Origin of the sequence: Halomonas sp. HNIBRBA4712, assembly GCF_043558675.1 — a bacterium.
Lineage (GTDB): Bacteria > Pseudomonadota > Gammaproteobacteria > Pseudomonadales > Halomonadaceae > Vreelandella.
Map to the genome: position 1 here is coordinate 57,425 of NZ_JBIFXR010000004.1, position 21,216 is coordinate 78,640.

At 62.8% G+C, this 21,216-nt stretch carries 20 protein-coding genes; 5 read left to right on the forward strand and 15 right to left on the reverse strand.

Translation table 11 applies throughout. The features are described 5' to 3' along the window. Positions 1–15: 15 nt before the first annotated feature. On the reverse strand, positions 16–720 hold the full coding sequence (hda, locus tag ACGK9R_RS09730) for a DnaA regulatory inactivator Hda (RefSeq protein WP_394580665.1): 705 nt from the start codon (positions 718–720) through the stop codon (positions 16–18). Continuing rightward, positions 717–1,823 (reverse strand): AI-2E family transporter, encoded by a 1,107-nt coding sequence (locus tag ACGK9R_RS09735; RefSeq protein ID WP_394580667.1) that lies wholly within the window; start codon positions 1,821–1,823, stop codon positions 717–719. The genes hda and ACGK9R_RS09735 overlap by 4 nt, the downstream gene beginning before the upstream one ends. Positions 1,824–2,011: 188 nt before the next feature. Here ACGK9R_RS09735 and purM point away from each other — a divergent pair, with 188 nt between their 5' ends. Then, positions 2,012–3,094, forward strand: a complete 1,083-nt coding sequence (gene purM, locus ACGK9R_RS09740; protein ID WP_394580669.1) for a phosphoribosylformylglycinamidine cyclo-ligase — start codon at positions 2,012–2,014, stop codon at positions 3,092–3,094. Positions 3,095–3,129: 35 nt separating this feature from the next. Then, the gene (purN, locus tag ACGK9R_RS09745) at positions 3,130–3,840 is read left to right on the forward strand and encodes a phosphoribosylglycinamide formyltransferase (protein WP_394581112.1); all 711 of its coding nucleotides are present in this window, start codon (positions 3,130–3,132) and stop codon (positions 3,838–3,840) included. Positions 3,841–4,081: 241 nt separating this feature from the next. Here purN and dcd read toward each other — a convergent pair whose 3' ends face one another. From dcd to ACGK9R_RS09760, 3 genes are all read right to left on the reverse strand, one after another. Beyond that, a complete protein-coding gene (gene dcd / locus ACGK9R_RS09750) occupies positions 4,082–4,648 on the reverse strand; it encodes a dCTP deaminase (protein ID WP_394580671.1) in 567 nt (188 codons plus the stop codon). A gap of 9 nt (positions 4,649–4,657) precedes the next feature. Further along, the gene (gene apbC / locus ACGK9R_RS09755) at positions 4,658–5,458 is read right to left on the reverse strand and encodes an iron-sulfur cluster carrier protein ApbC (protein WP_394580673.1); all 801 of its coding nucleotides are present in this window, start codon (positions 5,456–5,458) and stop codon (positions 4,658–4,660) included. Between the two features lie 147 nt (positions 5,459–5,605). Then, positions 5,606–6,901, reverse strand: coding sequence for a kinesin (locus ACGK9R_RS09760; RefSeq protein WP_394580675.1), 1,296 nt, complete (start codon positions 6,899–6,901; stop codon positions 5,606–5,608). Between the two features lie 266 nt (positions 6,902–7,167). On the opposite strand from ACGK9R_RS09760, the gene ACGK9R_RS09765 reads away from it, so the two are divergent. The 3 genes from ACGK9R_RS09765 (at position 7,168) to ACGK9R_RS09775 (ending at position 10,986) form a co-directional block, all read left to right on the forward strand. Beyond that, entirely contained in the window at positions 7,168–8,070 is a 903-nt protein-coding gene (locus tag ACGK9R_RS09765) for a GGDEF domain-containing protein (protein WP_394580677.1), read from the forward strand. Between the two features lie 130 nt (positions 8,071–8,200). Continuing rightward, positions 8,201–9,391, forward strand: coding sequence for an aromatic amino acid transaminase (locus ACGK9R_RS09770; protein WP_394580679.1), 1,191 nt, complete (start codon positions 8,201–8,203; stop codon positions 9,389–9,391). Between the two features lie 113 nt (positions 9,392–9,504). After that, positions 9,505–10,986, forward strand: coding sequence for an NCS2 family permease (locus tag ACGK9R_RS09775; RefSeq protein WP_394580681.1), 1,482 nt, complete (start codon positions 9,505–9,507; stop codon positions 10,984–10,986). On the opposite strand, the gene ACGK9R_RS09780 is transcribed toward ACGK9R_RS09775, so the two are convergent. From ACGK9R_RS09780 to trpA, 10 genes are all read right to left on the reverse strand, one after another. Then, positions 10,949–12,265, reverse strand: coding sequence for an MATE family efflux transporter (locus ACGK9R_RS09780; RefSeq protein WP_394581114.1), 1,317 nt, complete (start codon positions 12,263–12,265; stop codon positions 10,949–10,951). The genes ACGK9R_RS09775 and ACGK9R_RS09780 overlap by 38 nt on opposite strands. Positions 12,266–12,416: 151 nt before the next feature. Beyond that, entirely contained in the window at positions 12,417–13,001 is a 585-nt protein-coding gene (locus tag ACGK9R_RS09785) for a YceI family protein (protein ID WP_394580683.1), read from the reverse strand. Between the two features lie 59 nt (positions 13,002–13,060). Next, entirely contained in the window at positions 13,061–13,618 is a 558-nt protein-coding gene (locus ACGK9R_RS09790; RefSeq protein WP_394580685.1) for a cytochrome b, read from the reverse strand. A 263-nt stretch (positions 13,619–13,881) separates the two neighbouring features. Then, entirely contained in the window at positions 13,882–15,078 is a 1,197-nt protein-coding gene (locus ACGK9R_RS09795; RefSeq protein ID WP_394580687.1) for an O-succinylhomoserine sulfhydrylase, read from the reverse strand. Between the two features lie 30 nt (positions 15,079–15,108). After that, positions 15,109–16,629 carry an amidophosphoribosyltransferase gene (gene purF, locus ACGK9R_RS09800; RefSeq protein WP_394580689.1) on the reverse strand — a complete coding sequence of 507 codons (1,521 nt, stop codon included), beginning with the start codon at positions 16,627–16,629 and terminating at the stop codon, positions 15,109–15,111. A gap of 80 nt (positions 16,630–16,709) precedes the next feature. Beyond that, a complete protein-coding gene (locus ACGK9R_RS09805) occupies positions 16,710–17,291 on the reverse strand; it encodes a CvpA family protein (RefSeq protein WP_394580691.1) in 582 nt (193 codons plus the stop codon). Between the two features lie 2 nt (positions 17,292–17,293). Continuing rightward, the gene (locus tag ACGK9R_RS09810; protein ID WP_394580693.1) at positions 17,294–17,941 is read right to left on the reverse strand and encodes an SPOR domain-containing protein; all 648 of its coding nucleotides are present in this window, start codon (positions 17,939–17,941) and stop codon (positions 17,294–17,296) included. 54 nt (positions 17,942–17,995) lie between these two features. Further along, positions 17,996–19,285, reverse strand: coding sequence for a bifunctional tetrahydrofolate synthase/dihydrofolate synthase (gene folC, locus ACGK9R_RS09815; protein ID WP_394580695.1), 1,290 nt, complete (start codon positions 19,283–19,285; stop codon positions 17,996–17,998). A gap of 37 nt (positions 19,286–19,322) precedes the next feature. Beyond that, entirely contained in the window at positions 19,323–20,324 is a 1,002-nt protein-coding gene (gene accD / locus ACGK9R_RS09820; protein ID WP_394580697.1) for an acetyl-CoA carboxylase, carboxyltransferase subunit beta, read from the reverse strand. 87 nt (positions 20,325–20,411) lie between these two features. Then, positions 20,412–21,215 (reverse strand): tryptophan synthase subunit alpha, encoded by an 804-nt coding sequence (trpA, locus tag ACGK9R_RS09825; protein ID WP_394580699.1) that lies wholly within the window; start codon positions 21,213–21,215, stop codon positions 20,412–20,414. Between the last annotated feature and the right edge of the window lies 1 nt (position 21,216).

Sequence of the window (21,216 nt, forward strand, 5' to 3'; positions counted from 1 at the left end):
ACGAAAAAGCGGGCGCTACCAGGCGAGCGCCGATTTGACGAAGGGAATGGTGAGCTTGCGCTTGGCCGAAAGCGACGCCTGATCGAGAATCTCGAGCGCCTTGCAAAGCTCGCCCAGCTCCCTCGGGCCGCGGTGAAGAATGTAACGGCCCACGTCGTCGGGCAGCTCCATACCGCGCACTCTGGCGCGTAGCTTGAGCGTTTGCAGTCGCTCTGTGTCATCCAGCGGGTGCAGGTGATAAGTGACGCCGAAACTCAGCCGCGAGGCCAGATCCGACAGCGCCACATCGAGCTGGCGCGGCGGGGCGCTGGCCGCGATGATCAGCCCCTTGTTGGCATCACGCAGCCGGTTGAAGGCGTGAAACAGCGCCTCTTCCCAGCGCTTGCGGCCCAGCACGCACTCCAGGTCGTCGATCGCGACCAGATCCAGCCGCTCGATCTCCTCGAGCATCATGGGGGGGAAGTGGCCCAGATCCGCAAGCGGCAAATAGAGCGCGCGTCGGTCGCGATCCGACGCGGCGTGACAAGCCGCCTGCAGAAGATGGCTTCGCCCGCTGCCCGGCGCCCCCCAAAGGTAGATGAACGGCTCGGCGTCCGGCTCGAGTTGGCGGTCAAGTGACGTCAAGAGCGACGCGTTGGCCTGTGAGGCAAAATAGTTGCCGAAGGTGGCATCATCGCGCAGCCCGACGCCGAGCGGCAGCTGAGCCGGTACTCTGCTCATGGATTCTCCCTGTCCCCTTGATGGTCGAGCCGGTGGATGGGCTGCGCATTGGCCAGCGGATCGTCACCGTAAAGCTCGCTTTTCTTGTAACGCTCGATCGCCTCGCGCAGTAGCACCATGATCACCGCGGCGGCGGGCAGCGCCAATAGTACGCCAGTTAAGCCGAAAAGAGTGCCCCCGGCGAGCACCGCGAAAATCACCGCCACCGGGTGCAGGCCGATCTTGTCACCCAGCAGTTTGGGCTGAAGCACGACACTCTCCATGACCTGCCCCACGCTGAACACGGCCAGTACCCCGGCAAGTCCCCACCAGCTCTCGAACTGGAAAAACGCCACGATCAGCGCCACGCCAAGTCCAACGATGAAGCCGAGAAATGGCACGATGCTGACCAACCCCGAGACGACCCCGATCAGAAGCCCGAAGTTGAGCCCGATCAGCGTCAGCCCCAGCGCGTAGATCACTCCCAGGCTCAGCATCACCAGGAGCTGACCGCGCAAAAACGCCGCCAGTACCTCATCGCAGCGTTTGGCCAGTCGGGCGACATCGGCGGCGTAGTGGCGCGGCAAAAGCTCGGCGACGTTGGCCAGAAGGCGGCTCCAGTCGAGCAGGAGGTAGAACGTCACCACCGGAATCAGCGCCACGTAAGTGATCCAGGTAAGAAACGCCGCACCAGAGCGGCCGATGCTTCCCAGCGCCTGGGCGAGATACCCCCCGGCATCACGCCAGTTCTCGAGCAGCGTCGTTTGCAGATTGCCAAGCTCGGCGCGCACGTCATAGCCGGTCCACTCGAGCACCTGGGGCGCCAGCCGGTTTTCCACCCAGGTAAAGACGTTGGGCAACACTTCGCCAAGCTGCTTGATTTGCGAAACGATCAATGGAATCAGAATCAGCAGCGCCGCGGTCAGCACCAGAAACAGCGCCACGAAGACGCTGGCTACCGCCAGCGGGCGCTTGAGCCCCAAGCCCTGGAGGCGGTTGACGATCGGGTCGACCAGATACGCCACGATCATGCCGGCGATGAACGGCATCAGCACCGAATCCAGCAGGTAGACGAAGCCGATCAGCAGTATCAGAAATAGAGCGCCCCACGTTGAGTTGCGCATGTTCTTTCGCTCCTGAAGCCTTGCCCGGTTGCTGTATAAGACCCTGTTATCGCTATAAGATAACGCGTCTTGCGAGATAACTCGACACGACAATGCGGCGCCCATCGCCAAATGATACAATCCGCCGGATTATTGGCCAGCCCCGGCCCATCCTCTCCCGTACCGCTGCAGGTTCTCAAGGATTAGTCATGACCAAGACCTCCCCTTCCCAGGCGCCCTCTTCTCTTAGCTATAAAGACGCCGGCGTCGACATCGATGCCGGCAATGCCCTGGTGGAACGTATCAAGCACGTGGCCAAACGCACCACGCGCCCGGAAGTGATGGGCGGGCTTGGCGGGTTCGGCGCGCTTTGTGAGCTGCCAAAGGGCTACCGGGAGCCGGTACTGGTGACCGGCACCGACGGGGTAGGCACCAAATTACGCCTGGCGATGGACCTTGGTCAGCACGATACCATTGGCATCGATCTGGTCGCCATGTGCGTCAACGACCTGGTAGTGGCCGGCGCCGAGCCCTTCGTGTTTCTCGACTACTACGCCACCGGCAAACTCGATATCGACATCGCCGCCGACGTGGTCACCGGCATTGGTGCCGGCTGCGAGCAGGCGGGCTGCGCGCTGGTCGGCGGCGAAACCGCCGAGATGCCCGGCATGTACGAAGGCAGCGACTACGACCTGGCGGGGTTCTGCGTCGGCGTGGTGGAAAAATCCGAGATTCTCGACGGAAGCAAGGTCGGCGAAGGCGACGTACTGCTGGGCCTTGCCTCATCAGGCCCGCACTCCAACGGCTACTCGCTGATTCGCAAGATCCTTGAAATCAGCGATGCCGCCCTCGACGAAACCCTCGACGGCAAGCCGCTGGGCGAGGCGCTGATGGCGCCGACGCGTATCTACGTCAAGCCGCTTTTGTCGATGATGCGCGACACCGAGCTATCCGTTCACGCGCTTTCGCACATTACCGGCGGCGGGCTTTTAGAGAACATTCCGCGTGTGCTGCCCGAACAGCTTGCCGCACGGGTCGACGTCAGCGCTTGGCAGCGCCCGGCGGTGTTTAACTGGCTCAAGCAAAAAGGCAACGTCAGCGAGGTGGAGATGCATCGCGTGCTCAACTGCGGTATCGGCATGGTGGTCGTAGTGCCGCAGGAGCAGGCCGACAGCGCAATGCGCTACCTGCAGGAGCAGGGCGAAACCGTTTATCGCATCGGGGAGATCGTCAAGCGCGATGGGGACGCCGTGCTCCTCGAGAACCTGAACACGGGAGCGGGCGAGCAGTGAGTAGCGAGCAGTACGTAAGCGACACGCTCAACGACATGACCCCGGAGCCGGTCGAACAGCGCCGCGTCGTGGTACTGATTTCCGGCAGCGGCAGCAACCTGGCCGCGCTGATCGAAGCGCAAAGCCACGACCGCCTCGGCGGTGAGATCGTCGCGGTGATCTCCAACGAGCCCGCCGCTTTCGGGCTCAAGCGCGCCCACGAAGCGGGTATCGAGGCGGTCGCCCTGCCCCACCGCGAGTACGAAAGCCGCGAGGCTTACGATGGCGCCTTGATCAAGGTGATCGAGCGCCACGAGCCGGATCTAATCGTGCTGGCGGGTTTCATGCGCATTCTCACCCCGCGCTTCGTGCAGCGCTTTATGGGCCGCATGCTCAACATCCACCCGTCGCTTCTGCCCGCCTACCAAGGGCTTCACACCCACGCCCGGGCGCTGGCCGACGGCGTCGACGTGCACGGCTGCAGCGTGCACTTCGTAACCGAAGAACTCGACGGCGGCCCGGTGGTGCTCCAGGCCGAGTGCCGGGTCGAGCAAGGGGACAGCGAAGAGCGCCTGAAGGAGAAGGTGCACGCCCGCGAGCATCTGATCTACCCGATTGCGGTGCAGTGGTTCCTGGAGGGGCGCCTCAAGTACGCCGCCGAGCGCGCCACCATGGACGGCCACCCATTGCCGGCCCACGGCATGCGCCTGTCTCACGACGACGCCGAAGCGGAGCTTGGTGATGAAAGCGATGAAGCCGACCAATAGCCCTGATGTCGTTCAGTCAAGGTATCCAGCCACCCATTACGCTTGGCTAGTCTATCGTGGGAGGCCGCTTTAGCGGGCGAATGGCGCCGTCAGGCGCCTTGGCTTGGCTACCCGTCGCGAGCTGAAGCTCCCTCCCACAAAACCTGACCAGGTCTAACTGACTAGCATTAACCCTTGGTCCGCCTTAGCCTTAAAAAAAGCGCGCCTCGAACTCGAAGGCGCGCTTTTTCGTTACCGCGTCTCAGGTGCGCGGCAGGGTCACACCGCGCTGGCCCATGTACTTGCCGCCGCGGTCCTTGTAGGAAGTTTCGCACTCCTCGTCGGCGCCGAGAAAGAGCATCTGGGCCACGCCTTCGTGGGCGTAAATCTTGGCCGGCAGATTGGTGGTGTTGGAGAATTCCAGCGTCACGTGGCCTTCCCACTCGGGTTCGAGCGGGGTCACGTTGACGATGATGCCGCAGCGCGCGTAGGTCGATTTACCCAGGCAGATGGTGAGCACGTTGCGCGGAATGCGAAAGTACTCCACGGTGCGCGCCAGCGCAAAGGAGTTCGGCGGAATGATACAGACATCGCCCTTGACGTCGACGAAACTCTTGTCATCGAACGCCTTGGGGTCGACGATCGCCGAGTGGATATTGGTGAACACCTTGAACTCGTCGGAGCAGCGCACGTCGTAGCCGTAGCTCGAGGTGCCGTAGGAGATCACCTTCTGGTCGTTGACGTGGCGTACCTGACCGGGCTCGAAGGGTTCGATCATGGCCTCGTTCTCGGCCATCCGCCGAATCCACTTGTCTGACTGAATACTCATCGTTGCACGTCACTCGCTAAAGGAAATCGTGGGGCCGCTCTGGCGGTTCCCCGTCACCGTGTCTGCTACCTGGCGGGCGATATCGCCAAAAGTCTGGCTCTCGGAACTCTCCGGATTCGAGATCACGCTCGGCTTGCCGGAGTCCGCCAGCTCGCGAATCGACATCGCCAGCGGCAAGCGGCCCAGAAGCGTCGTCGCGTACTCGTCGGCAATGCGCTCACCGCCGCCGGTACCGAAAATCGCCGCTTCATGGCCGCACTGTTCGCACTTGTAAAGGCTCATGTTCTCGACCACGCCCACCACCGGGACGTTGACCTTGCGAAACATCTCGATGCCCTTGCGCGCGTCCAGAAGCGCGATATCCTGGGGCGTAGTCACGATCACAGCACCCGAGACCGGCACCTTCTGAGCAAGCGTGAGCTGGATATCGCCGGTGCCCGGCGGCATGTCGATCAACAGAAAGTCGAGCTCGCCCCACTGGGTTTGATTGAGCATCTGCTGAAACGCGCCGGCCACCATCGGCCCACGCCACACCATCGCGTCGCGGGTATTGACCAGAAACGCCATCGACATCGCCTTGATCCCGTGAGCCTCGAGCGGGAAAAACGCGTTTTCGCCGGCGGGCTCTGGGCGCGTGCCCTCTTTCACGCCGAGCATCTGCGCCTGGCTCGGCCCGTAGATGTCGGCATCGAGAACGCCCACGCGATAGCCCTGGCTGGCCAGCGCTAGCGCCAGGTTGACGGTCACGGTGGATTTGCCCACGCCGCCCTTACCGGACGCTACCGCGATGATGTGCTTGATCCCATCCATTGCACGCTCCCTTCCTGTAGCGGTTGATTGGCGCCATGATACGCGCTGGCCGCGCCGGTATAAACTCGAAACACAAAAAAGCGGGCCCGGAAGGCCGGACCCGCTTGAAAGATGAAATGTTAGGGGATTAGGAGTCAGGAGAAGGCATCAGTTGTTCTGCTGAGCCCCCTGCGCCGGCGACTCCTCCTGCTCGTCGTCGCTCTGCTCGCCATCGTTTTGCCCTTGAGCATCTTGCTGGCCGCTCTGGCCCTGAGCGCTTTGGCCTTGCCCGCTCTGCCCCTGCTGATTCTGACCTGATTGGCCCTGTTGGCCCTGTTGGCCCTGTTGGCCCTGCTGATTCTGATCCGGTTGGCCTTGCTGGCTCTGACCGGAAGCACTCTGGCTACTCTCCCCGGAAGATTCTTCGCCGGCCAGGTTGGGCACATCATCTTCGGCGGGGTCATCGACTTCGCCAAGCCGGGCGTCGAGCGCCGACAGCTCGTCGCGCCAGTCGCTTAGCTGGCTCTCCAGACGCTGGAGCTGCTCTTCACGGCTTTCGATATCGCTTTCGACATTGGCCAACTCTTCACGGCCGATATCGAGCGCGACCATCAGGTCATCCATTTCGTTGCGCACCTGAGTCAGGCTCTGCTCCTGCTCCTCGCGCTGCTCGCTGAGCGAGTCGATTTCCGACTGCAGCTCGTCGCGCTCGCTGGTGGCGCTTTCGCGCTCGCTTTCGAGCTCGTCGAGCTGCTGCTGGGCGCTGTCCAGCTCTTCCTGCAGACTGGATAGCTGCTCGTTGGCCTCATTTACCTGACTTTCAAGGCTGTCGAGCTCTTCCTGGGCGTCGTTTTGCTCTTCGAGGGCTTGCTGGCGCTGCTCTTCGGCCTGCTGACGCGCGGTTTCAGCCTCCTGGCGAGCCTCTTCGGCGCTTTCACGCGCCTGCTCGATCTGCTCGAGGTTGGACTGCGCTTCGTCGCGGGCCGATACCGCCTCGTCACGCTCGTCGCGAAGCGACTGCATGTTCTGCTCGGCGCTTTGAACTTCCTCGCTGAGGCTATCGAGCTCCTGCTGGCGCGTGTCACGCTCGCTTTCGAGCTCCTCGAGCCGTGACTGGGTCGTGCTGACCTGCTCTTCGGCTTCGCTAAGCGCCTGTTGAGCCTCATTCCGGCGCTGCTCGAGCGACGCGATCTCTTCGCGCATGGCGTTCAGGTCGGTTTCAACCTGCTCGATTTCGTTGACCCGTTGGCTCAAGCGCTGATTCTGCTGCTCGGAGGTGGCCAAGTCCGCTTGCAGCGTATCGATCCGCTCGCGGTGGGTGTTGGCGTTGGACTGCGCCATGATCGCCCATACTACGGCCACGGCGGCGATACCGGCGATGGCGCGTACGCGGTTGTGTTTGAAGAGCTCTTTGGTGCTCAAGCGGCCGGGAGGTTGTTGATCGAGCTTCTGTTCGTCTGCCATGATGCGTCCCTGAATAAAATTGTTGATATTCAAAACAGTAGTTAAGTTGTCCGGACCCTGCCAGTTATTCTCCCAAAACCCGCCGAGGGTAGCGTGAAAGCCCTGCAAACAGCGGGTTTAAAATCTAAAAAATGGAACTGATATTACAATAAAATATAAAAACGAACGCGTCGTGTCGGTAAAGGCTTACAGCAAGACGCGAGTGCAGGCGCTACTCTGTAGCGATACCTCGAGGTTTTCCTAACGCTGCTTCATGTGGACGCTGCATGCACGTCAATGATTCATCCTTCGAAAGGCCGTCTAGCGCCGAATACCTGCTCCCCTCGTTACCGGGCGTCATTTTTCAGCTACACCGCTCACCCCAAGGACGACTGCGCTTTACCTACCTTGAAGGCGACGCCACCATTCTCGAACAGATGGACCGCGCCCACCTGGCCGAAAGCGCTAACGGGGCCATCGAACAGCTGACCGGCGAGCACTGGCCCATGGTGGAAGCGGCCATCGAACGTTCGGCGCGCTGGCTGGTACCGCTGACGACCCGCTTTCAGCTCTGCCACCCGACCCATCGAGCGTACTGGGTGGGCGTGAGTGCCACGCCGGTACGCACCGCCGAAGGCGTTCGCTTCAACGGCATGATGATGAACATCACAGGCCAGGTGGTGAACGAGCAGCGCCTCGAGCGGCGCTGCTATACCGATGTGCTGACCGGGCTCCCCAATCGGCGCAAGCTGATGATGGAGCTCAACCGCCTGAGCATGGCCAGTCAAAACGAACAAGCGCCGTTTTCCATCATGATGATCGATGTGGATTTTTTCAAACGCGTCAACGACCGCTTCGGCCATGATCGCGGTGACGAGATCCTGAAAGCCCTCGCCGAGCAGGTCAGGGCGCTTTTACGCGATAGCGACATGCTGGCGCGTTTGGGCGGCGAGGAGTTCGTGGCGGTGGCGCCACGCACCTCGCTCAATCACTGCGTGAGTGTGGCCGAGCGCGTGCGCGAACATATCGCCGGCTGTGATTTGGGGGCCGGCCCCGGTGAAGTCACCGTCAGTATCGGCATCGCCGAGTACCGCCCGGCAGAAATTCTTCCCACCCTGTTGAAGCGCGCGGACAAGGCGCTCTACCGCGCCAAGGATTTCGGCCGCGACTGCGTGTACCAAATCATTTGAGGCTGCTTTTTCGAGTTCGATACGTGACTCTTTTAGCGATTCCCGCGCTGGCGGTGTGGCAGTTCCCCTGGTGGGGTGGCATCATGAAGTACTGCACATTCCTGTCATCGTTAGAGAGGTAGTCATTTCAATGTTCGAGCATATTGAGCGGGTCCCGGGAGACGCCATTCTTGGACTGATCGAAGCGTTCAAAAAAGACACCAACCCGCAGAAGGTGGACCTGGGCGTTGGCGTATACCGCGATGCCAAGGGCAATACGCCGGTCATGCGCGCCGTCAAGGAAGCGGAGGCTCGCCTGCTCGAGAGCGAAACCACCAAGACCTATATCGGCTCCCACGGCGCGCCGGCCTACGGCGACGCGGTGCTGAAAGTGGTTCTGGGCGAGGACTCACCGGTGCTGGCCAACTCGCGCGCCAGCGTCACCCAGTCCCCCGGCGGTACCGGGGCACTGCGGCTGGCGGCGGACTTCATCGCGTCGCAAATGCCGGGCAAGGGCATCTGGGTCAGCGACCCGACCTGGCCGAACCACCACGGTATCTTTACCTCGGCGGGCATCGAACTGCACAAATACCCCTACGTCGACCCGGACAACCGGCTGGATTTCGACGGCATGGTCAGCGCGCTCAAGAAGATTCCCGAAGGCGACGTCGTAGTGCTGCACGCCTGCTGCCACAACCCGACCGGGTTCGATCTTTCGACCTCCCAGTGGCAACAAGTGCTCGAGATTCTCAAGGAGCGCAAGCTGATGCCGCTGGTCGACTTCGCTTACCAGGGCTTCGGTGAAGGCCTCGAAGAGGACGCCTACGGCGTGCGGCTGCTGGCGGAAAACCTCGACGAGGTGATGATCACCAGCTCCTGCTCCAAGAACTTCGGCATCTACTGCGAGCGTACCGGCAGCCTGATTCTGGTGGCGAAAGACCAGCAGCAGATGGAGAACGTGCGCTCGCAGATCGCCATCGTCGCGCGGGAAAACTACTCCAACCCGCCGGCGCACGGTGGCGCCATCGTCAGCGAGATTCTCAACGATGCCGAGCTCACCGCCATGTGGCGTGAAGAGCTGACCGAAATGCGCGATCGCATCAACACCCTGCGTCGCGACTTCGTTGAAGCACTGAAGCCCTACGGGCTCGCCGACAAGTACGCCTGCGTTGCCGAGCAGCGCGGTATGTTCTCCTACACCGGCCTCACGCCGGAGCAGGTCGACCGCTTGCGCGACGAGTTCGGCATCTACATGGTGCGCTCGGGCCGGGCCAACGTGGCCGGCTTCTCTCACGAGAACCTGCCCTATCTCGCCAAGGCCATCGCCGCCGTCAACGAGTAACGCACCTCACCTCAAGCGCCCGGACCCACGTCCGGGCGCTCTTGTTTTGACTCCCTGAAAACTGACCGATCAGTCAAACCTGCGTTTGCTGGCGTTTCCCTTCGAGGCACTTCATGGCGGCCCACGGCTTTCACTACCCCTGGTACAAGCGAGAGGACACCGATGCGTTCTTCGCTCTGTTTCAAAACAATATCGCCAACTTCGTCATCATCGCGATCACCATGCTGGGCATGGATTTTCCGCCGGAGATCGTCTTTGGTCAGGTCCTGCCAGGTGCTGCGGTCGCGGTCATGGTGGGCAATTTCTACTACGCCTATAGCGCCACGCGCCTGGCGCACAAGGAGCAGCGAAGCGACGTCACCGCGCTCTCCTACGGTATTTCGACGCCGGTGATGTTCGTGTTTTTATTCGGTGTGCTGCTGCCGGCAAAACAGCTAACCGGCGACGCCACGCTTGCCTGGCAGGTGGCGGTGGCGGCGTGCTTCATCAGCGGCGCGATAGAAGTGCTGGTGAGCCTGGTCGGGCGTTTCGTACAGCGTCATCTGCCTCGGGCGGCGATGCTCGGGGCGGTGGCCGGTGTGGCGCTGACCTTCATCGCCGGCGAGATGCTGTTCAAGACCCTAGAGATGCCTGTGGTCGGCCTGCTGGTGCTGGGCATCACCATCGTCGGGCTGGTCGCGCGAGTGAGCATGCCCTTCAAGCTGCCCACCTCGCTGTTCGCCATCGTGCTCGGCACGGTGATGGCCTACCTGATCGGCGATGCCGGCGGGGAGCGCTTCAGCGACGCCTTCACCCATCTCGGCTTTTATCCGCTGCTGCCTAATATGGCCTGGTGGGAGGGCATGACGCTGCTGTTCGGCGCCCTGCTGGCGGTGCTGACCGTGGTGCTGCCGATCACGCTTTACAACGCCATCGAGACGATGAACAACGTCGAGGCGATGGAAGCCGCCGGCGACCGTTACGACGTTCGCGAGTGCCAAGCCGTGGACGGCGTGGGCACCATGATTGGCGCGCTGTTTGGCGGCGTATTTCCAACCACGGTCTACATCGCCACCGTCGGCGCCAAATGGATGGGCGCCGGGCGCGGCTATAGCCTGATGAACGGCGCGGTCTACGCGCTGGCCACCATGCTGGGGCTCATCGCCGCGCTGGCGGCGATCATTCCCGTCTCGGTGGTAGCGCCGATTCTGGTGTTCGTCGGCATCTCGATGATCGCCACCGCCTTTCAGGCCAACGACACGCGCTACTACCCGGCGGTGGCGCTCGCCATGCTGCCCTACTTCGCCAACTACGTCTCGACGCGCTTCAACCGCGGCGCCGAGGAGGTGGTCAGCGGTATCTCCTCCGCCATCGTGGTGATGGGCCAGGGGGCGATGTTCATGGCGATTCTGCTCGGCGCGATGACGGTATGCGCCATCGACCACCGCTTCAAGAAGGCCGCCGTCTTCGCGCTGGTCGCCGCTGGATTCTCCTTCGTGGGGCTGATGCACGCCCCGGCGCTCGCCTTCAATGCAGCCCCCGAGTTCGTGATGGGCTATCTCGCCATGGCGCTCATGTTCATGTACTTCGCGTTGGCTCGCCCGGCGCCGCGCTAGCCGCGCCCGCCTGGCGATGCGGGCGCGAAAGAATGCGCCGCAGCACCCGCCAGGCGGCCAGCCCCGCCAGCACGTTACCGGCTGCCGCGCCGGCGGCCAGCCCCACCCATCCATACGTCAGCGCGCCCAGCCACAGGCAAGGCAGGTAGAACACGAACAGCCTTGCGCTCGAGAGCAGCATGGCACGAAGCGGCCAGCCTAGTGCGTTACCCGCCGACACCACCAGCATGCAGATGCCCAAAAGCGCGTAGCTTGGCAGTAAAAAGCGAATCAGCAGCGTGAGCGCCTCACGCACCTCATCGCTTCCCGCCAGCGCCGCCGCAAGCCAGGGCGCGAGGAGCGCCAGTACTACGCCCAGCGTTAGCTGCCACACCAGCGCTACCTTGAGCGCCAGGCGCATCAGCCGATGAATCTGGTCCCAGTCGCCGGCACCGAAACAGCGCCCGAGCCAGGGCGGCAGCGACATGGTCATGGCCAGGATCACCATCAGCGAGACCGTCTCCAGCCGGCTGGCGAGCCCCCAGGCCGCTACCTGTACTTCGCCAAGCCCCGCCACCGCGGTGATCGCCAGCATCGCGGCCAGTGGTGGCATCAGCTGGCTGATCATCGCAGGCCCGGCGATCCCCGTAAAAGTGCGCCAGGAAGCGAGCGCCTCGGTATAAACACCGGTCAGCGTGAGCCACGCGTGGCGGGCGAGCCGGCGCCCGATCACCAAAAGGCCCACGCAGAAGGCGATAACGCTCGCCCAGGCCGCCCCGGGCAGCCCTAGCCCCGGCCACGAGCCGACACCAAAAATCAAAAGAGGATCCAGCGCCAGATTGACGGCGCTGCTGAGCACCATCATCTTGCCCGGCAGGAAGGTATCGCCGTGGGCGCGAAACAGGCTATAGATAAAGTAAAGCACCGCGGCAAGCCAGGCCGAGAAGAGCTGCGGCCCCCAGTAGCGGCGAATGGTGCCAAGCGCTGTGTCGTCGGCGCCAAGCAGCGAAAAGATCGGCGCTTGAAGTACCCAGAGCGCGAGCGCCAGCGCCCCGATCACCGCGCCGCCGGCCATCAACACCAGGCTTCCCAACCGTTTGGCGCGCTCGTTCTCCCCAGCCCCCAGCGCCCGCGAGATCAGCGCGGCGATGGCGATGCCCATGCCCACCTGCACGCCGATGATCAGAAACGACAGCGGAAAGGTGAAGGACTGGGCGGCCAGCGGCGCCGTGCCCAGGCGCGCGATAAAGGCGCTATCGACCAGCTGAAAGCCCAGAAGCGACAGAACGCCGATGGCCATCGGCCAGGTTTGTCGCCAAAGCGTCACGGCCAGATCGTGCTTTGAGGAAGCGGCCAAATTTAAACTCCTGAAATTCACGGATCGGTCCATACCAACGCAAAAGCGCCGCCGCCCCATCGGGGGCGGTGGCGCTTCTTTTATCACGCCGATTTTACTGGCGGATACCCTCGAAAGTCACGTAGAGCTCGAGCTCATGCATGGCTTCGGGGAAATCGCTCATGTCGATGCCGTAGTCGGCGAGCGTGATCATGGTGCTGCCCTCGAAACCGGCGCGGTAGTTACCCCAGGGGTCTTCGCCTTCACCGATCAGGGTGACCGGCATTTCGATCTGCTGGGTTTCACCGTGCAGGGTCAGCTCGCCGGTCAACGTACCTTCGTTGTCACCTTCGGACTCGAAGCCGGTCGAGGTGAAGGTGGCAGTCGGGTACTCGCTGGCGTTGAGGAAATCTTCGCTCAGGATATGGCGGTCGCGCTCGGCATGGTTGGAGTTGAGGCTATCGACCTGCACTTCCACGTTGACAGAGGACGCGTCGAGATCGTCTTCGTCATAGGTGAAGTCGCCTGAGAACTCTTCGAAGCTGCCCAGAATATAGGACATGCCGAGGTGGCTGATCTTGAACTGCACGAACGCGTGCTGGCCTTCGGTATCGATCATGTAGTCGGCGGCCTGGGCCTGGCTCAGCGGTACCAGCGCGGCGGCGGCAACGGCACTTGCCAAAAGACTCTTCTTCAACATCGAAATAACTCCTCTCTTTCCCTGAAATACCCGAAGCGATACGCCCCGAGTGAAACTTGTCAAACCGGCCGGCGGCTGTGCGCCGGGTTGAGCATACGCACCAGCGTCTTGTGACGGCCGATCCAGTGGTGTTTGAGTGCGGCCAGAGCGTGACCGGCGGCGATCACGATCAGCGACACCGCGCTGTACCAGTGAATATCGCCCGCGATACTGGCCTGATTGGGCAGTCCCGAGAGCAGCGCCGGCATCTCGAACCAGCCAAATACGTTGATGCCGCGGCCGTTGGCCGTCGAAATCATATAGCCGCTCATCATGACCAGAAGCAGCAGCAAGTAAAGTCCTACATGGCCCAGGTGGGCCGCCAGGTTTTCCAGTCGGCTGGCTTCGCCGGCCGGCGTCGGTTGGTATAGCCGCCAGACGATACGCGCACCGGTGGCCAGCAGCAGCAGAATACCGATCGAGCGGTGGATGAAAGGAGCCTGGTTGTACCAGGGATCGTAGTAGCCCAGTCCGGTCGTCCACCAGCCCAACAGGAAAAGGCCAATGATGGCGAGCGCACTCAGCCAGTGAAACGCGATGCTGACGATTCCCCAGCCGCTTTTCGAGTTACGCCACATGTCCCGTTCCTCTTGTTTGAAGTCCGTTTCGAATAGATCGAAACGATCGCTCACATCACTATTCGAATAACCGACATGAGCATAACGGTTTGATGCTCGGAGTACCGCTGAAAAAAGCGGGATATTTCATTCGTAAAATTCGTTCGTTACCCGACTAAAGAGCAGAACCCTATCGATGTTTTCGAACGCAAATGGAAAAAACCCCACTCACGTGGGGTTTTCTACAGGGTATTTGTGAAAGTGTGTCTGCTAGAGCCGCCGGCCTAGTCGGTCAGCGCATCCAGCCCGCGAGAGAGATCGTCTCGAATATCCTGTTGGCCTTCAAGCCCCACAGCGATTCGAATCAACCCCGGGGTGATCCCCGCAGCTTCGCGCTGGGCGTCACTCAGCCGCCCGTGAGTGGTCGTGGCCGGGTGGGTGATAGTGGTTTTGACGTCGCCCAGATTGCCGGTGATCGACAAAAGCCGGGTGGCGTCGATCACCTGCCAGGCGCCCTCTTGCCCCTTGACGACCTCGACGCCCAGCACCGCTCCGAAACCGCGCTGCTGCGTTTTGGCAAGCTCGTGCTGGGGGTGGTGCTCAAGCCCGCTGTAGTGAACCCGGGTCACCGCTGGATGACGTTCCAGCCACTCGGCCAGCGCATGGGCGTTTTCGCTATGCGCTTTCATGCGAAGCGAGAGCGTTTCGAGGCCTTTGGTAAAGATCCAGGCGTTGAAGGGGCTCATGCAGGGCCCACAGGTACGCACCACGCCAAAAATCTCTTCGAGCAGGCCGTGACGGCCGACCACGGCACCACCAATCGCCCGCCCCTGGCCGTCGAGGTACTTGGTGGCCGAGTGAATCACCAGATCCGCCCCCAGCGCCAGAGGCTGTTGCAGCGCCGGCGTCAAGAAGCAGTTATCGATCGCCAGCAGCGCCGCGTGTTGATGGGCAAGTGCCGCCAGCGCCTTGATATCGGTCACTTCCGAAAGCGGGTTCGAAGGCGTTTCGGCGTATAACAGGCGCGTTTTGGGCCCTATGGCCTGCTCCCAAGCGTCAAGATCCGAAAGCTCGACGTAGCGGGTGGTAATGCCGAACTTACCCAGATACTTGTCGAACAGGCTGACCGTAGAGCCGAACAGCGAGCGTGAGGCAACGATTTCATCACCCTGGGATAAATGCCCCAGGGCGATGGATAGAATCGCCGACATCCCGGAGCTGGTCGCCACGCAGCGCTCGCCGCCTTCGAGTGCGGCCAGGCGGCGCTCGAAGGTGTGCACCGTTGGATTGGTGAAGCGCGAGTAGACGTTGCCCGCCTCCTTGCCGCCGAATTTGCGCGCCGCTTCGGCGGCGCTCTCGTAGACGAAGCTCGAGGTGGGAAAGATCGGCTCGGCGTGCTCCTGCTCAAAGGTGCGGTGGTGACCGGCGCGAATGGCCAGCGTCTCGAGCGAGTAGTTCGAAGGGTCTTGATCGTCGTGCATGGTCATCCTTCCCGGCATATCGCGTGCGTGTTAGTCGTCCAGGTCATCGTCCTGGTTATGCATGTCCACCAGGGCGTGGTCGCCGGCGCTCTGATCCTTGGCGGCGTCGCTTCGATGGGCTTCGAGCACCGCCAGGTAGGCGTCGTCGATATCGCCGGTGACGTAGTTGCCGTCGAACACCGAGCAGTCGAACTCGCGCATCTCCGGGTTCACCTCGCGGCACGCCGCTTTCAGATCCTCGAGATCCTGATAGAAGATGCGATCAGCGCCGATCAGCTCGCCGACTTCCGCCTCGGTACGCCCGTGGGCGATCAGCTCCGAGGCCACCGGCATGTCGATACCGTAGACGTTGGGGTAGCGCACCGGGGGCGCGGCGGAGGCGAAGTAGACGTTGCGCGCGCCGGCGTCGCGGGCCATCTGGATGATCTGCTTGCAGGTAGTCCCGCGCACGATGGAGTCGTCCACCAGTAGCACGTTCTTGCCACGAAACTCGACGTCGATGGCGTTGAGCTTTTGCCGCACGGATTTTTTGCGCTGGGTCTGGCCCGGCATGATGAAGGTTCGTCCGATGTATCGGTTCTTCATGAAGCCTTCGCGGTAGGTCACGCCCAGGTGCTGGGCCATTTCCAGCGCTGAGGTGCGCGAGGTATCCGGAATCGGAATGACCACGTCGATATCGTGATCCGGCCACTCGTTGAGGATACGATCGCCGAGCTTGCGGCCCATCTGCATGCGGGTGCCGTAAACGTAGGCGCCGTCGAGCAGCGAATCCGGGCGCGCCAGATAGACGTGTTCGAAAATGCACGGGTAGAGCTCCGGGCGATCCGCGCATACCTGGGTGTGGTAGTTGCCCTGCATATCGACGAAAATCGCCTCGCCTGGGGCCAGATCGCGCTCGAGCTCGAAGCCGCCGACGTCCAGCGCCACGGATTCCGAGGCGATCATCACTTCCTGGGTGTCGCCCTCCTGGCGCGTGCCGAACACCACCGGGCGAATGCCGTGCGGGTCGCGAAACGCCACCATGCCGAAGCCGTTGATGATCGCCACCGCCGCATAGCCGCCCTTGCAGCGCCGATGCACGCGGCGCACCGCGTCGAAGATATCCTCGGCGGTCAAATGAAGGCCCTGCTTACCGAGCTCGTGAGCGAACACGTTGAGCAGCACTTCCGAGTCGGAGCTGGTGTTGATATGGCGAAGGTCGGTGGAGAAGAGCTCCTGCTTCAGCTGCTCGGAGTTGGTCAGGTTGCCGTTGTGGGCAAGCGCGATGCCGTAGGGCGAGTTGACGTAGAACGGCTGCGATTCGGCTTCGCTCGAGGAGCCCGCCGTTGGGTAGCGCACGTGGCCGATGCCCAGATGCCCTTTCAGGCGCGCCATGTGGCGGGTGTGGAACACGTCGCGCACCAGGCCGTTACTCTTGCGCAGTAAAAAGCGTCCCTCGCTCCACGTCATCATGCCCGCGGCGTCCTGCCCTCGGTGCTGAAGCACGGTCAGGGCATCGTAGATCCCCTGATTAACCGCTTGCCCGGCCAGAAGGCCCACTATACCGCACATGCCTGTTACCTCTCTTTATGCCGTGGCTTACCCTGGGTAAGCCCGAACGTGTTCAAACCAAATCGTTGCCCGCCGGCGCGTCAAGGAGCGTTACCCTCCGGCGCGGCGGGGGTGTCGAAGGCGCGGCCCGGGCGTAGCTCGGGCAGGCTGATATCGCGAAGCGACTCCGGGGCGCGGGGCAGTTCTCGCTCCCACTGGTTGAGCTGGCTCACCGCCCAATCGCGTAGTTCGATGAAGGTCGGGCGCAGGCTCGCCTGTTGCCAGGCCTGTAGATCCGAAAGCGGCGTCAGGGTGATCAACACCGTGGCCACCAGCAGCACCACTGCGCCGCGGGCGAGGCCAAAGGCAGCGCCGGCCAGGCGGTTGAGCAGCCCCATACCGACCCAGACGACGGCAGCGTGCACTAGCCGAATTACGATGCCGCAAAGAAGAATGACCGCGAAAATGACCAGCGCAAAAGCCAGCACCAGCCGCGCATCGTAGCTGTCGATCAGCCCGCTCAAGAGTTCGGCGACCGGGTCGGCGAGCACCCGCGCCGCCATGAGTGCCACGACCCAGGCCCCGAGGCCCAGCGCTTCGCGCACGAAGCCGCGCAGAAATCCCGCCAGCATCGAAAGCGCGAGAACGGCCAGAAACAGCGCATCGAGCCAGGTAAGCGCCATCGTCAGTCTCGTACCCGGACCAGAAGCCCTTGAACGTTGGCGCGCTGCTTGATCACCGCCATCGCCGACTCGCCCTCTTCAGACGTGGCGTAGGGGCCGACGTAAACCGAAGTCAGGTTGTTGTCGCGAGCGCGGCGAAACGCGCTGAAGCCCTGACTCGAGAGCTGCTCGCTCAAACGCTCGGCGTTGGACACATCACCAAAGCTGCCCACCTGCACTGCCCACTCGCCCTGGGCGGCGGTGGCCGGCCCGCTCGAGGAAGGACTGGCGTTTGACGACGAGCCGTTGCTCGGCGCGCTGGAGGCGGTGTCGTTCGAGGCTACGAGCTCCGCAATCGGGTCGGGCTCTGGAGCGGAAGACTCGACCTGACCGGTTTGCGGGCTTTGCGGCTCGGCCTCCACGCTCTCCACGCCCGGCTGATTGGCGCCGCTTTGGGTCACTTCGCCGCGGGGTAGCGCGTTGATGCTCGAGGGCATCTGCGGTACCGGCACTTCCTGACGCGGGACGCTAGCCGGCTGCTCGATGACGAAGGTGGGCTGCGGGCGCTCTTCGCGCGGCGCCGGGTCGCTCATCAGCCACGGCACGAAAATCGCCAGCAGCGCGAGTAGAATCACGAGTCCGCTGATACGTTCCGTTTTACCGTATTTCATCTCCCTCTCCTTGACCCGTAGGGCCGGGTATCGCTATCGCTGGGCATTGAGGCATCAGGCCTGGGGCAGCGAATGCTCGAGCAGCGCCGCAACGGTTTTGAACGAACCCATGGCGAGCACGCGATCATCACGTTGCAAGGCGCCACCGATAATCTCGACGCCTTCGACCGGCGAGGCGGCCAGGCCGCGCACCGTGCCGCCCTTACGCTCGATGCGCTCGGCAAGCTCATTGGCGCTGCGCCCGCGCTCACCGTCCAGCGTCACGCAGACCCAGTCGGTCACGCGCGGCAACAGGGCATCGATCACGCCGTCGGCGTCCTTGTCCTGGAGCATGCCGATAAGCGCCCACTGACGCCCGCCTTCCGGAGGGGCTGGCAAGCGCCGAGCGACGTAGCGAGCAGCGTGGGGATTGTGGCCCACGTCCAGGCACCACTGGCCGACCCACTGCATGCGCCCGGCCACGATCAGGCCGCGAAACGCTTCGGCGCAGAGGCGGGTATCGAAGGTGACACCCACCAGCGCCAGCGCCTGCAGGGCGGTGGCGGCGTTGTCGATGGGCAGCCCCGGGTCCGGCAGCGCGTCGAGCGAAACAGTATCGCCGTCGACGGTGATTCCGTGCCAGCACCAGGGCGTGGTGAGATCGCCCGGCGCCTTGACGCCGGCGCTGTGCCAGAAACCCACGTCCAGCTTGTACACCGGCGCCGCCATGGCGATGGCGGTGTCTGGCACGCTGACCGGAAGCGAATTGCTGCCCAGCACCGCGGGCTTGAGGGGGCGAAAGATGCCGGCTTTTTCCCGGCCGATCTGCTCGACGTCGGTGCCCAGATAGTCAGCGTGGTCGAGTGCCACGGTGGTGACGATACTGACATCGGGCTCGATGATATTGACCGCATCGAGCCGGCCGCCCAGCCCCACTTCCAAAAGCGCCAGATCGAGCTTTTCCTGGCACAGGCACCAGAGCGCACAGAGCGTTCCCGCTTCGAAATAGGTCAGGCTGACCGACGGCGCCTGCAGGCGCGCTTTTTCTACCCGCTCGAAGCCTTCGATCAGCTGGGCGTCGCTTGCCAGCTGGCCGTTGACGGTGACGCGCTCGTTGTAGCGCACCAGATGCGGCGAGGTGTAGGTGCCCGAACGCCAGCCGTGGGCGCGGGCCACGGCGTCCATCATGGCAAGCGTGGAGCCCTTGCCGTTGGTGCCCGCCACCATGATCACGTGTTTGGCGATCGGCCGCTCCAGAAGATCCATGCGCCTTGCCACTTCCGCCACGCGCACAAGCCCCATATCGATACCGACCGGATGCTGGGTCTCGAGATGCTCGAGCCATTCAGCCAGGGTACCAGGCATCGGGGCACCAGGCATCGAGGCACCAGGCATTGAGGTACTAGGCATTGCGGTTTTGTTCATCGGTCACCGCGGCCTGGGTCTCGGTCGGCGCCTTCGCTTCGGCGGCGTTGGCAAGACTCTCCTCGTCGACCACCGGCTCCTTGATCTCTACCGCCGGTTCGGCGGGCGCTTCACTTGAGCGCGGGCTCTGGTGGGTCAGCTTGCGCAGTACGCCACCCACGCGCTCGCGCATGTCGTGGCGGTGAACGATCATGTCCACGGTGCCGTGCTCGAGCAGAAACTCGCTGCGCTGAAAGCCTTCCGGCAGCGTTTCGCGCACGGTCTGCTCGATGACGCGCGGCCCGGCGAAACCGATCAGCGCGTTGGGCTCGGCGATATTGAGATCTCCAAGCATCGCAAGCGAGGCGGAGACGCCGCCAAACACCGGGTCGGTGAGCACCGAGATATAGGGAATGCCGGCCTGCTTGAGTTTTTCCAGCGCCGCGGAAGTCTTGGCCATCTGCATCAGGGAGAACAGCGCCTCCTGCATGCGCGCCCCGCCCGAGGCGCCGAAACAGACCAGCGGAATCTCTTCTTCCAGCGCGAGCGTAGCGGCGCGCACGAACTTTTCACCCACGACCGCCCCCATGGAACCGCCCATGAAGGTAAACTCGAAGGAGACGGCAACGATCGGCAAGCCGTCGAGATTGCCGCGCATGGCGATCAGCGCATCCTTCTCGCCGGTCTCCTTCTGCGCCGCGCTCAGGCGATCCTTGTATTTTTTGGAGTCCTTGAACTTGAGCCGGTCGACGGGTTCGAGCTCAGCGGAGATCTCTTCGCGCCCTTCCTTGTCCAGAAACCAGTCGAGGCGTTTGCGCGCGGTCAGCCGCAGGTGATGGTCGCACTTGGGGCAAACGCTTTGATGTTTCTCAAGCTCCGGCAGATAGAGAACCGCCTCGCACTTGGGGCATTTACGCCAGAGACCGTCGGGCACGCTGGCACGGCGATCCTTACGCTGGATACGGCCCATGGAGGGTACGATTTTGTCTAACCAGCTCATATCAAAAAGGCTTCCGTATACGTCATCGCCCGGCGCTGGCCAGGCTGTGGGTGTCGTCGATCAAATGAGTGTAGTCGATGAAGAGTCTCAGGCGTCCATCGCGGCGCGCATCTCGCCCAGCACCGTGCGCAGCTCGCCGGCGATCACCTCGGGCGTCTCCACGTTGGCGGCGATGCGGTTGACCAAAGCGCTTCCGACGATTACGCCGTCCGCCACCTTGGCCACTTCGGCGGCGGTCACGCCGTCGCGAATGCCGAAGCCGACGCATAGCGGCAGCGCCGTCATCTCCTTGAGCGGCGCCAAGTGCGCGGCCACGTCATCGGCGTTGAGCGTTGCCGCGCCGGTCACCCCCTTGAGCGACACGTAGTAAAGATACCCTTCACCATGGGCGCATATTGTAGCGGCTCGGGCACTCGAAGTGGTAGGTGCCACGAGGAAAATCGCCGCCAGATCATGCGCCTTCAGCAGCGGCCCGAACTCCTCGGCCTCTTCCGGGGGCATGTCGACCACCAGTACGCCGTCGACACCGACGCTTGCCGCGCGCTTTGCGAAGTGGGCGTAGCCGATACGCTCGATCGGGTTCAGGTAGCCCATCAACACGACCGGGGTGACGCTATCGCTTTGGCGAAACTCCGCCACCATGTCCAGCAGATCCACCAGCCGCGTGCCCTTGGCAAGCGCGCGCTCGCAGGCCTTCTGGATCACCGGGCCATCGGCCATGGGGTCTGAAAACGGCACGCCCAGCTCGATCACGTCGGCTCCGGCCTCGACCAGCGCGTGCATGAAGCCCACGGTATGTTCAGGCCCCGGGTCGCCGGCGGTGATGTAGGGAATCAGGGCCTTGCGACCCTGGCGTTTGAGTTCCTCGAAGCGCTGATCGATACGATTCATG